Consider the following 11,342-nt stretch of genomic DNA (forward strand, 5'->3'; position numbering starts at 1 on the left):
CCCCTGATCGAAGGTGGCGCTCCGTGGACCGAGCACCGCGCGAATCTCTGCGTCCAATGCCGCGGGAGAGGCGCCCGACGCCACGTGAGGCGAGCCGAACCCCAACGTCCCCGCCAGTGTAGCCAACCGCGGACTCGAGACGATTAGCGGTTGGTTCAACGCAACCGGGCCACACCACGTGACCAAATGTTGCAATATTTCTCCGCTGGTCACCACCAGCGCGGCGAAATCACCGCGCTCGAGCCATTCTGCCGCCGGCGGCGAGGGCGCCCGGTAACGGCGCCGATAGAGCGCCAGGACCTCGACATCCGCACCCCGCTCCCGCAGGCGTTCCGGCAGCAGCTCGCGACCCGACTCGCCGCGAGCCAGCAGCAGGCGCTTGCCGGCCACCGCCCTGAGCGACGCCACTTCCAGCAGCGCTTCGCTGTGTTCGCCGCTCGTCCGCGGGGGGATGACCGCCGGCACGCCCAATTCCGTGTAAAGCCTCTCCGCGGTGGCTTCGCCGACGGCGTAGAAACGCAGCCGCTGCGGCAACTGCGGCCAGTATGACGCAATGGCCTCGGCAAGACACGTCGCCGCCTGCGGACTGACCACGATGACGCCGTGGAACAGGTCGAGATCGAGCAGCGCTGCCCGACCGACGTCCGCCAGCGCCACCGGTTCGAAGCGCAGGAGATCGAGCGCGGCCGTGACGAAACCGCTCCGTTCCAGCGTCCGCGCCAGAATCTCGCCACGCTCCCCGGGACGCGTCAGCAGTACGCGGCCGGTCATCACTCGCCGCCAGCGCCCCCGTAGACCTCGGCGAGGATCTCGCCGGCCCCCTGGGCCAGCAGATCCTCAGCCACCCGAATCCCCAGCGACTCGGGCTCCATGGCCGATCCCCGGCCCTCGGCGCGCAGTACGGTCGAGCCGTCCGGATGGCCAACCAGTCCGCGCAGCCAGAGCGTGTCGCCATCGTTCTCGAGCACGGCGTAGCCGCCGATCGGCACCTGGCAGCCGCCATCCAGGCGCGTGTTGAGCGCCCGCTCGGCGCGCACCCGGGTCGCCGTCGCGGCGTGGTCCAGCGGCGCCAGCAGGGAGACCAGCTCCGCATCGTCATGGCGGCACTCGATGCCCAGCGCCCCCTGGCCGCAGGCCGGCAGGCTCTCTTCCGGGGTAAGCTCCGCGGTGATCCGATCGGCGAGCTGGAGCCGCTCCAGCCCCGCCGTGGCCAGGATGATCGCCTCGAAGTCGCCTGCGTCGAGCTTGCCCAGGCGGGTCTGGACGTTGCCCCGCAGCGAGAGCACTTCGAGGTCCGGCCGGCGCGCGCTGACCTGCAGGCCGCGGCGCAGGCTGGAAGTGCCCACCCGCGCGCCCTCGGGCAGTCCGTCGACGCCGGAGTAGTGGTTGGAGACGAACGCGTCGGTGGGCGCCCCGCTCTCCAGGATCACCGAGAGCCCCAGCCCCTCGGGGAAATGCATCGGTACGTCCTTCATCGAGTGCACGGCCAGATCCGCCCGGCCATCGAGCATCGCCTCCTCGAGCTCCTTGACGAACAGCGCCTTGCCACCGACCTTGGCCAACGGCGTGTCGAGGATCTGGTCACCGCGCGTGGAGAGCGGCACCAGTTCGATGCTCAGGTGCGGATGATGATGTTCGAGCAGCGCCTTGACGTGTTCGGCCTGCCACAGCGCCAGGGCGCTCCTGCGGGTTGCGATTCTCAATCTGTTAGCGTCGGGCACGCCGTTCTCCGGGTCGGATGGACGCCCCAAAACGCCAGGGCATGCTTCGGGATGCGTCATCAAGTGGGTGTTCGTCTGCGCGAACCTCAGCATCCCATGATAAAGCAGTCGCCGACCGAGTAAAAACCGGGCGGCGCGCAGCGCGCCACGCCTTGCATCCAGCTTCTCGACCGCGAGTTTCAGCGTCCTATGCCGACGCTGTCTCTGATACACTCGGGCAATCGTTTCGCAGTTTTCACCCGCAGACCACGCAGAGCTCGATTTTCGATGACGCAGGCAACCAACCAATCCTGGGGCGGACGTTTCAGCGAACCCACCGACGCATTCGTCGCCGCCTTCACCGCTTCGATCCCGTTCGACAAGCGTCTCTATCATCACGATATTCGCGGCTCGATCGCCCATGCCACCATGCTGGCCCGGGTCGGCGTGCTGACCGACGACGAGCGGGACCTCATCGTCGATGGCCTCAATGCCATCGAGGCGGAGATCGAGCGCGGCGAGGTCGAGTGGTCGATCGCCCTCGAAGACATCCACATGAACATCGAAGCGCGGCTGACCGACAGGATCGGCATCACCGGCAAGAAACTGCATACCGGGCGCTCGCGCAACGACCAGATCGCCACCGATATCCGGCTCTACCTGCGCGACGAGATCGACGCCGTGGCCGCCGAGCTCTCGCGCCTGCGCAGCGGCCTGATCGAGCTGGCCGACCGCGAAGCGGACACCATCATGCCCGGCTTCACCCACCTGCAGACCGCCCAGCCGGTGACCTTCGGCCACCACCTGCTGGCGTGGCAGGAGATGTTGACGCGGGATCACGAGCGCCTGCTCGACTGCCGCAAGCGGGTCAACGTGCTGCCGCTGGGCGCCGCGGCGCTGGCCGGCACCACCTACCCCATCGATCGTCACGTCACCGCCGAGCTGCTGGGCTTCGATCGTCCGTCGGAGAACTCGCTGGATGCGGTCAGCGATCGCGACTTCGCCATCGAATTCACCGCCTTCGCCAGCATCCTGCTGATGCACCTCTCGCGCATGAGCGAAGAGATGGTGCTGTGGGCCAGCGCCCAGTTCGACTTCGTCGACCTGCCCGACCGTTTCTGCACCGGCTCCTCGATCATGCCGCAGAAGAAAAACCCGGACGTGCCGGAACTGGTCCGCGGCAAGACCGGACGGGTCTACGGCCACCTGATGAGCCTGCTGACGCTGATGAAGTCCCAGCCGCTGGCCTACAACAAGGACAACCAGGAGGACAAGGAGCCGCTGTTCGACACCCTCGACACGGTCAAGGGCTGCCTGCGCGCCTTCGCCGACATGGCGCCGGCGCTCGAGGCCAAGCCGGACAACATGCTCGAGGCGGCGCGCCGCGGTTTCTCCACCGCCACCGATCTGGCCGACTACCTGGTCAGGGCCGGTGTCGCGTTTCGTGACGCCCACGAGATCGTCGGCAAGGCGGTCGCCTACGGGATCGAGCAGGGCAAGGACCTCTCCGAGATGTCGCTCGAGGAACTCAAGCGCTTCTCCGAGGTGATCAATGAGGACGTCTTCGAGGTGCTGACGCTGGAAGGCTCGGTCGCCGCCCGCAACCACATCGGCGGGACCGCCCCGGATCAGGTCCGCGCCGCCGCAAGCCGCGCACGCGACGCCCTCGCCACCCTCCAGGAGCGCCATCATGTCGCGTAACGTACTCGTCATCGCGGTCTTGAGCACGATGCTGCTGGCGCTGGCCGGTTGCGGTCAGAAAGGGCCCCTCTACCTGCCCGGCGATGGCGAGGCCTCGAAGACCTACGATCCCCAGGGGGATTACGAAACGTCGCAGCCGGCCTCGTCGAAACAGACGCCCGGAGAGAGCGACTCCGACGCGCAGCGCCGCCAGGCGCCCCAGGCCAGCCCGGCGCCGGCAGCCACCTCGCCGACCGCCGAGGAGCTACCGTGACGTTCGACGCTTTCCCCGTCCACGACGGCGTGCTCCACGCCGAGGATATCGCCCTGGATCGGCTGGCCGAACAGTACGGCACGCCCTGCTACGTCTATTCGCGTGCCGCCCTGACTCGACATTTCCGCGCTTACAGCGATGCCCTCGGCGACATGCCGCATCTGGTCTGCTACGCGCTCAAGGCCAACTCCAACCTGGCCGTGCTCGATGTGCTCGCCCGCCTCGGTGCCGGCTTCGACATCGTCTCGGTCGGCGAGCTGGAGCGGGTGCTGGCGGCCGGCGGCGATCCGGCCAAGGTCGTCTTTTCCGGTGTCGCCAAGCAGGCCGACGAGATGGCACGCGCCCTGGAAGTCGGCATCAAGTGCTTCAACGTCGAGTCGCGCCCGGAACTCGAGCGCCTCGATCGCGTCGCCGCCGAGCGCGGCCAGGTGGCGAACATCTCGATCCGGGTCAATCCGGACGTCGACGCCAAGACCCATCCCTATATCTCGACCGGGCTCAAGGCCAACAAGTTCGGCGTGGCCGCGGAAGAGGTGTTCGACCTCTACGCCTGGGCCGCCCAGCGGCCGAACCTCAAGGTCGTGGGACTCGATTGTCATATCGGCTCGCAGTTGACCGAACTCTCGCCGTATCTCGATGCGCTGGATCGCCTGCTCGCGTTGATCGACCGGCTCGCCGGCCACGGTATCGTGATCGAGCACCTGGACATCGGTGGCGGCCTGGGCGTCACCTACCAGGATGAACGTCCGCCGGCGGCTGGCGATTTCGTTCACGCGGTGCGCGAGCGCCTGCGAGGCCGTGAACTGACCCTGCTGCTCGAGCCGGGCCGCTCCATCGCCGCCAACGCCGGCGTGATGCTGACGCGAGTCGAGTACCTCAAGCCCGGCGAGACCAAGAACTTCGCCATCGTCGATGCCGGCATGAACGATCTGATCCGGCCGTCGCTGTACCAGGCCTGGCAACGCATCGAACGCGTCGATGCGCGGCCGTCGCGGCAACCCGCCGTCTACGACGTGGTCGGCCCGATCTGCGAGAGCGGCGACTTTCTCGGCCAGGAGCGCGAACTGGCGATCGCCGAGGGGGATCTGCTCGCGGTGCGTTCGGCCGGTGCCTACGGCTTCGCCATGGCATCCAACTACAACAGCCGCGGCCGCCCCGCCGAAGTCCTCGTCGACGGCGACCGAAGCCATCTGGTACGCCGTCGCGAGAGCCTCGACTCGCTGTGGGCCCTCGAGTCCCGGCTGCCGGGGGAGAGCTGATGCTGCTGAACTTCACCAAGATGCATGGCCTGGGCAACGACTTCATGGTGGTGGACCTGATCACCCAGCGCGCCTACCTGCGGGACGACCAGATCCGCCAGCTGGCCGACCGCCATTTCGGCATCGGTTTCGACCAGTTGCTGCTGGTGGAACCGCCGCGCAAGCCGGACATGGATTTCCGCTACCGGATCTTCAACGCCGACGGCGGCGAGGTGGAGAACTGCGGCAACGGTGCACGCTGCTTCGCCCGCTTCGTCATCGACCAGCGCCTGACCCACAAGCGCGAGTTCCAGGTCGAGACCCTGGGCGGGCCGCTGTCGCTGAAAGTCGATGACGACGGCCGGGTGCGGGTCGACATGGGCACCCCCCGCTTCGCACCGGCGGACGTACCGTTCGTCGCCGATCGCGACGAGGCGTCGCACCATCTCGATATCGACGGCCGGACCGTCACCTTCAGCGTCGCCTCGATGGGCAACCCGCATGCGGTGATCGAGGTCGAGGAGGTCGATAGCGCTCCGGTCGAGACACTCGGCCCGGCGCTGCAGCGCCACCCGAGCTTCCCGCGTCAGGTTAACGTCGGCTTCATGCAGATCGAGTCGCCCCACGCCATCCGCCTGCGCGTCTACGAGCGCGGCGTCGGCGAAACGCTGGCCTGCGGCACCGGGGCCTGTGCGGCGGTGGCCAGCGGCATTCGCCGGGGTGTGCTGCAAAGCCCCGTCGACGTGGAACTTCGCGGTGGTCGCCTGACACTCGAGTGGAAAGGCGGCGAAACGCCTATCGTCATGACCGGCCCCGCCGAACGCGTCTTCGAAGGGCGCATAGCCTTGAACTAGCAGACTCTAATAAAAAGAGACGACGGGCAGGCTGCTGCCTTGTCAGGGATTCACAGGAGAATCAACGCATGTCACGCGCCCAGGTCCCCGAGCCTCGCCAGACACTGGATCCCGATCGGGTCGCCGAATGGCTGGCACAACATACCGACTTTTTCGTCGGCCGAGAGGGACTGCTACAGCAACTCAAGGTACCGCACCCGCATATCCCAGGCGCCGTATCACTACTGGAGCGGCTGGTGCACGACCTGCGCCACCGGGCCGAGGACGCGGAGTGGCGGCTCGAGAACCTGCTCGAATCGGCACGCTATAACGAGGCGCAGTATCGCCGTACCCGCGAGCTGGTACTGGGCCTGATCGAAGCCGAGAACGCCGATGCCCTGGCCGAGGCGCTGTCGACGCAACTGGCCGAACGTTTCCGTACCCAGGGCATCGGCCTGTGGCTCGAAGCGCCACCGGCCTGTCACGCCTCGCCCCGGGACACTAACGCCTGGCAGCCACCGCGGTTCGAATTGACCGACACTGCGCGTCAGCGTCTGGAACTGCTGCTCAACGAACAGACCAGCCGCTGCACCACGCTCGACCGGGAGGACTGGGAGGCCTTGCTGCCGCACTGCAACGCCCCGCCAGAATCCGGCTCCTGCGCCATCACCCGGCTGACGCAGGGGGAGTCGCTGGGTTTCCTGCTGCTGGCCAGTCACGATGGCGAGCACTTCCGGGCCACCCTGGATACGCTGTTCACGGAGTATCTGGGCGAGGTGGTCAGCCGATTGTTGCGGCGTGCCGAGGTCTCCCGTGCAGGCCGCACTTGACGCCTTCCTGAAGCGGCTGGCGCAGCGCGCCAGTCCGGCGACGGTGGACGCCTATCGCCGCGATATCGGCGGCCTGATCGGTTATCTCGAAACACAGGACGTGCACAGCTGGCGCGAGCTCGACGTCACCCTGCTGCGACGCTACCTGGCCCACGAACGCACCCGTGGCATGGCGCCGAGGACCCTGGCGAGGCGCCGCGCCGCGCTGTCCCGTTTCGCCGATGAGCTGGTCAGGCGGGGCGAGCTGGATCACAACCCGGTCCAACTGACCCAGGCGCCCCGTCAGCCGCGCCACCTGCCGAGTCCGGTGGACGTCGATCTGCTCGGCCGGTTTCTGGATACGCCGCATGACGGCGACCCGCTCGAGGTGCGCGACCAGGCCATGCTGGAGCTGTTCTACTCCTGCGGCCTGCGCCTGGCCGAGCTGGCGGCGCTCGACCTCGCCAGCCTCGACCAGCGTCACGTGCGGGTCGTGGGCAAGGGCGGCAAACCGCGCCAGGTACCTTTGGGCCAACGCGCCGGCCAAGCCATCCAGGCTTGGCTAGGGTTTCGCAGCGCACTGGCGGGAGAGGGCGAGACAGCGCTGTTCGTCGCCCAGCACGGCGGCCGCCTGGGGCATCGTTCGATCCAGGCCCGCCTGGCCGACACCGCCCGCAAGCGCGGCCTGCCGGAACACCTCCATCCGCATCGGCTGCGCCACTCGTTCGCCAGCCACCTGCTGGAGTCCAGCCAGGATCTGCGGGCAGTCCAGGAACTGCTGGGCCACGCCAATCTCTCGACAACACAGATCTACACCCGCCTGGACTGGCAGCAGCTCGCCGAGGTCTACGACAAGGCCCATCCCCGGGCACGGCGCCGGCCGGCTTCCTCCTCGGACGAGAGTTCAGACAACCGCTAGGAATCACTCGCCATGTCGCTTGACGCCATCACCTTCGACCTCGACGACACGCTGTGGCACAACGGCCCGGTCATGGCCCATGCCGAGCCGACCCATTATCGATGGCTCGCCGAACAGATCGACACCCACCGTGGCCCCACCGCGACGCCGCTGGCCGAAGCCTTCCCGCTGGAAGCCTACCAGTCCCTGCGCGCATCGCTGATGCAGCGCTATCCGCTGAGCCGCGGCGACCACAGCTGGATTCGCGAACGCGCCATGTATGAGCTGCTGATCGAGCACGGCCTGTCGACCGAGGAGGCGCAGCGCTGGGCGAGAGCGGGTTTCGAATACAATATGGAGCTACGTCATGCCATCACGCCCTATCCGGAGGTGGTCCCGATGTTCGAGGCCTGGGCGCGGCGCTATCGGTTGGGGGTAATCACCAACGGTAACGCAGACGTGCGCCGGTTGGGTTTAGGGCATCATTTCGACGTAATCATTCTGGCTGGTGAGATGCATGCTCCCAAGCCCGACTCGCGCCCGTTCCTGACCGCCGTCGCCCGGCTCGGCACGCAGCCCTATCGCGCCCTGCACGTCGGCGACAACTGGGAGGAGGACGTGATGGCGGCCCAGCGCCTCGGCATGCATGCGGTGTGGATCGACGCCAAGGCCGAGGGCGAACGCGAATTGCCGCCGCGAGTGCATCGCGTGACGCATGTGAGGGAGTTGCCGGAGATCGTGGCGAAACTGGATCAGGCGTCGTTGTAGCGACACGACATGTCACTTGGCGAGAGCGGAGACTTGGAACGTGATCGATTGGAGATCGATTCGAGTCCAAGCAGGTCACGACTGAACGAGCATTCCCCTCCGTTCCGCTCGTTATCGTGAGGGGCAAGCCCCTCACACTCCCCTTTTTGACGCCCAGAACGGCGATATCCTGCCTCTGGGCTCGCTGAGCTCGGGTCGGCGCGAAAGGACATCCTGTCCAACGCGCCTTTAGCGACATCCCTGTCGCAAACCCCGGCTCAGCGAGCCCATCGTCAGCGCCGTCCTGAATAGGCGTCACCGGGGTGGCACATTCAGTGGAAAGTGGATTCAGTAAAGGATTCCAATCAGTGGCCGAACCCGAGGGAGCTTCAACGGGCCAACCACCGATCCATCACGGAATAAGCCTGATCCAGCCCCTGGCGCTTTAGCGCGGAGAACAGCTGCACGCTGACCAGGTCCTCCCATTCGGCCAGGCGCTGCTTGACCTGCTGCAGCGAGGCCTTGGCCGGGCCCTGTTTCAACTTGTCGGCCTTGGTCAGCAGAATGTGGACCGGTAGCTTGCGATGGTCCGCCATTTCGAGCAGTTGAATATCGAACTCGCTGAGCGGATGCCGCACGTCCATCAGCAGGATCAGACCGGCCAGCGAGCGGCGGCGATGCAGATAATCGGCGAGATGGGCCTGCCACTCCTTCTTCATCGCCTCCGGCACCTTGGCGTAGCCGTAACCCGGCAGATCGACCAGCCTGAGCTGCTCGTCGTTCTGCAGGGTGAAGAAGTTGATCAACTGGGTGCGTCCCGGCGTCTTCGAGGTGCGCGCCAGCGCCCGCTGCTGGGTCAGTGCATTGATGGCGCTGGATTTCCCAGCGTTGGAGCGCCCGGCGAAGGCGATCTCGACCCCGCGATCCGACGGGCATTTGGCCAGCGTCGGCGCGCTGATCAGGAAAGTCGCGGTCTGGTAATTGCGGCGCTCGGGCGTGGCGGTCATGGTGGGCTCGATCATCTTGAGACGGTGGCGCCGCGCAGTGTATCACGCGTGCCGGCCATCGGATGAGCGCCAAGGCCGGGCCTCCGGCAACTCGGTCGACCTCCCCGCGCCCGACGACGGGCCTGGGTGCCCTACGCTTTTCCGGCCATTTCTGTCAGGCTAAGGGAAAGCGGTCGGTAGCAGGCTAGCGAGGGAACCTCGCAGCCCCTCGCGGCTCCAATAGCCGTGGCGTACCATCGACCGAGGCGCCGTCGCCTGGCGGTGATTTCCTCGACATCCGTTTCACAACAACTTTATCGACCTTCAGGAGCAGTAACGCATGATCAAGTCTTTCGTGGCGCTATTGGCCGGGCTGACGTTCTCGGGCGCGGTGATGGCGGCGGACATCGTCGAGGGCCAGGACTATCAGGTCGTCGACGAGCCGATGAAAACCGAGGTGCCGGCGGACCAGATCGAAGTCACCGAAGTGTTCTGGTACGGCTGCCCGCACTGCTATGCCCTGGAAAAGCCGCTCAACGAGTGGGTTGCCCAATTGCCTGACGACGTCACCTTCGATCGCATGGCAGCCCCGCTGGGTCGGGTCTGGGAACAGCATGCCATCGCTTTCTACGCAGCCCGGCAGCTGGGCATCGAGCACGAGATGCGCCAGGACTTCATGGACGCCATCCACAAGCAGGGCAAGCGGCTGACCGACAAGGAGGACATCGCCGAATTCTTCACCCACTATGGCGTCAGCAAGGATGAAGCCCTCGAGGCGCTCGACTCCTTCGGCGTCAAGAGCGAGATCCAGCAGGCTTCGGCCAAAATGCGTGGCTACCAGCTGATGGGCGTACCGGATTTGATCGTCGATGGCCGCTATGTGGTCACGCCCGACTCCGCCGGCTCGCTGGAAAACATGCCGAAGATCGCCAGCGCCTTGATCGAGAAAGTCCGCGAGGAACGCACCGAGAGCGAGTGACGCCATGTCTCTAGCCGTCTCGACACCCGCCAGCGAGATCGCGTCGACGTTGAAACTGCTGACCTGCAACCTGCAGGTCGGCATCCATACCTCGGCCTATCATCACTACTTCACCCGGAGCTGGCAGCACCTGCTGCCCCACCCCAAGCGCAGCTCGCGGCTGGATATCGTCGCCAGCACCCTGTCGGCCTACGATATCGTCGGCCTACAGGAAGTCGATGGGGGCAGTTTTCGATCCAATCATGTCAATCAGGTCGAGTATCTCGCCCATCGCTCGGCGTTCGATTTTCATTTTCAGCAGCTCAACCGCAACCTCGGTCGCGTCGCCCAGCACAGCAACGGGCTGCTATCGCGCCTGACGCCCAACCAGGTGGATGAACACCGCCTGCCCGGCATGCGCGGGCGCGGCGCGATTCACGCCCGCTACGGCGAAGGGCCGGATGCGCTGCACGTCTTCGTCGCACACTTGGCACTCAGCCAGCGCGGGCGCTGGCGTCAGCTCGACTACCTGGGCGAGATCGTCGAGCCGCTGCACCATGTGGTGGTCATGGGCGATCTCAATTGCACGCCGGAACAACTGCTGGCGCACCCCCGGTTCTGCAAGGCCCTGGATCTCAACCCGCTCAAGCCGCAGCTCAGCTACCCGGCCTGGCAGCCCCGCCGCGCGCTGGACCATATCCTGCTCTCCGCGTCGCTGAAGGCCGAGCAGCCGCGCGTGCTGGAGGCGATGTTCTCGGATCATCTCCCCATCGCCGTGGACATCCATCTGCCAGTCAGTTGTCGCCGCAGCATCGGCCTCGCCAGCGATCGTGGCACCGACACCTGACCCGGGATGGCGGGATGGCGGGATGGCGGGATGGCGGGATGGCGGGATGGTGGAATAGCAAGAAAAAAGCGCCCTGTCGCGGGCGCTTTTTCGTACGGTGATGCAGGACGCTCGACGGCTGGCGGCCGTCACCCCGCGACCCAATTGACCCAATTGATCATCGGGGTCGGGTAGAGTCCCAGCAGGATCACCAGTGTGGCGACGCCCAGCACCACCATGCCGCCGGCGCGCTCGGCCCAGTCGTGGGTCGCGTCGCGGCGCTGCATGCCGGGCTCGTGTAGGAACAGGGTCACCATCACCCGCAGGTAGTAGTAGAGCCCGCTGGCACTGCCGACCACCACGCTGCCCACCAGCCACCACCGGAGCGCCGCG

12 protein-coding genes and 1 pseudogene are annotated in these 11,342 nt (G+C 66.3%); 9 read left to right on the forward strand and 4 right to left on the reverse strand.

Annotated elements, in window-relative coordinates; genetic code table 11:
* Both AC3AYF_RS12420 and hemC read right to left on the reverse strand, forming a co-directional pair.
* Positions 1 to 771, reverse strand: a 771-nt coding sequence (locus AC3AYF_RS12420; protein WP_295039794.1) for a uroporphyrinogen-III synthase, incomplete at its 3' end; no start/stop codon positions are given.
* Entirely contained in the window at positions 771 to 1,721 is a 951-nt protein-coding gene (gene hemC, locus AC3AYF_RS12425; RefSeq protein ID WP_295039793.1) for a hydroxymethylbilane synthase, read from the reverse strand. The genes AC3AYF_RS12420 and hemC, both read right to left, overlap by 1 nt.
* A gap of 267 nt (positions 1,722 to 1,988) precedes the next feature.
* Between hemC and argH the strand changes: the two genes are divergently transcribed.
* The 7 genes from argH (at position 1,989) to AC3AYF_RS12460 (ending at position 8,200) form a co-directional block, all read left to right on the forward strand.
* Complete coding sequence (gene argH, locus AC3AYF_RS12430; RefSeq protein ID WP_295039792.1) at positions 1,989 to 3,401, forward strand: argininosuccinate lyase; 1,413 nt, start codon at positions 1,989 to 1,991, stop codon at positions 3,399 to 3,401.
* Entirely contained in the window at positions 3,391 to 3,654 is a 264-nt protein-coding gene (gene lptM, locus AC3AYF_RS12435) for an LPS translocon maturation chaperone LptM (protein ID WP_295039791.1), read from the forward strand. The genes argH and lptM overlap by 11 nt, the downstream gene beginning before the upstream one ends.
* A complete protein-coding gene (lysA, locus tag AC3AYF_RS12440; RefSeq protein WP_295039789.1) occupies positions 3,651 to 4,913 on the forward strand; it encodes a diaminopimelate decarboxylase in 1,263 nt (420 codons plus the stop codon). Before lptM ends, lysA begins: the two co-directional genes overlap by 4 nt.
* Positions 4,913 to 5,746: a diaminopimelate epimerase gene (gene dapF / locus AC3AYF_RS12445; protein ID WP_295039786.1), complete on the forward strand. Its 834-nt coding sequence runs from the start codon at positions 4,913 to 4,915 to the stop codon at positions 5,744 to 5,746. Before lysA ends, dapF begins: the two co-directional genes overlap by 1 nt.
* Before the next feature lie 68 nt (positions 5,747 to 5,814).
* The gene (locus AC3AYF_RS12450) at positions 5,815 to 6,555 is read left to right on the forward strand and encodes a DUF484 family protein (protein WP_295039782.1); all 741 of its coding nucleotides are present in this window, start codon (positions 5,815 to 5,817) and stop codon (positions 6,553 to 6,555) included.
* On the forward strand, positions 6,539 to 7,453 hold the full coding sequence (locus tag AC3AYF_RS12455; protein ID WP_487779801.1) for a tyrosine recombinase XerC: 915 nt from the start codon (positions 6,539 to 6,541) through the stop codon (positions 7,451 to 7,453). Before AC3AYF_RS12450 ends, AC3AYF_RS12455 begins: the two co-directional genes overlap by 17 nt.
* A 12-nt stretch (positions 7,454 to 7,465) precedes the next feature.
* A complete protein-coding gene (locus AC3AYF_RS12460; RefSeq protein WP_487779802.1) occupies positions 7,466 to 8,200 on the forward strand; it encodes an HAD family hydrolase in 735 nt (244 codons plus the stop codon).
* A 368-nt stretch (positions 8,201 to 8,568) separates the two neighbouring features.
* On the opposite strand, the gene yihA is transcribed toward AC3AYF_RS12460, so the two are convergent.
* Positions 8,569 to 9,201 (reverse strand): ribosome biogenesis GTP-binding protein YihA/YsxC, encoded by a 633-nt coding sequence (gene yihA / locus AC3AYF_RS12465; RefSeq protein WP_487779803.1) that lies wholly within the window; start codon positions 9,199 to 9,201, stop codon positions 8,569 to 8,571.
* A 304-nt stretch (positions 9,202 to 9,505) separates the two neighbouring features.
* Here yihA and AC3AYF_RS12470 point away from each other — a divergent pair, with 304 nt between their 5' ends.
* Both AC3AYF_RS12470 and AC3AYF_RS12475 read left to right on the forward strand, forming a co-directional pair.
* A complete protein-coding gene (locus AC3AYF_RS12470) occupies positions 9,506 to 10,144 on the forward strand; it encodes a thiol:disulfide interchange protein DsbA/DsbL (RefSeq protein ID WP_149436074.1) in 639 nt (212 codons plus the stop codon).
* A gap of 4 nt (positions 10,145 to 10,148) precedes the next feature.
* Positions 10,149 to 10,970, forward strand: coding sequence for an endonuclease/exonuclease/phosphatase family protein (locus AC3AYF_RS12475; protein WP_149436075.1), 822 nt, complete (start codon positions 10,149 to 10,151; stop codon positions 10,968 to 10,970).
* A gap of 128 nt (positions 10,971 to 11,098) precedes the next feature.
* On the opposite strand, the pseudogene AC3AYF_RS12480 reads toward AC3AYF_RS12475, so the two are convergent.
* A pseudogene (locus AC3AYF_RS12480) lies at positions 11,099 to 11,342 on the reverse strand (NADH-quinone oxidoreductase subunit N); the annotation flags it as partial.

The organism is Salinicola sp., from assembly GCF_982684285.1.

Excerpts from the sequence above, each read along its gene's own strand:
- AC3AYF_RS12475 (WP_149436075.1), top strand. The coding sequence starts at position 10,149 with ATGTCTCTAGCCGTCTCGACACCCGCCAGCGAGATCGCGTCGACGTTG.
- AC3AYF_RS12450 (WP_295039782.1), top strand. The coding sequence starts at position 5,815 with ATGTCACGCGCCCAGGTCCCCGAGCCTCGCCAGACACTGGATCCCGAT.
- dapF (WP_295039786.1), top strand. The coding sequence starts at position 4,913 with ATGCTGCTGAACTTCACCAAGATGCATGGCCTGGGCAACGACTTCATG.
- AC3AYF_RS12470 (WP_149436074.1), top strand. The coding sequence starts at position 9,506 with ATGATCAAGTCTTTCGTGGCGCTATTGGCCGGGCTGACGTTCTCGGGC.
- AC3AYF_RS12460 (WP_487779802.1), top strand. The coding sequence starts at position 7,466 with ATGTCGCTTGACGCCATCACCTTCGACCTCGACGACACGCTGTGGCAC.
- argH (WP_295039792.1), top strand. The coding sequence starts at position 1,989 with ATGACGCAGGCAACCAACCAATCCTGGGGCGGACGTTTCAGCGAACCC.
- yihA (WP_487779803.1), bottom strand. The coding sequence starts at position 9,201 with ATGATCGAGCCCACCATGACCGCCACGCCCGAGCGCCGCAATTACCAG.
- lptM (WP_295039791.1), top strand. The coding sequence starts at position 3,391 with ATGTCGCGTAACGTACTCGTCATCGCGGTCTTGAGCACGATGCTGCTG.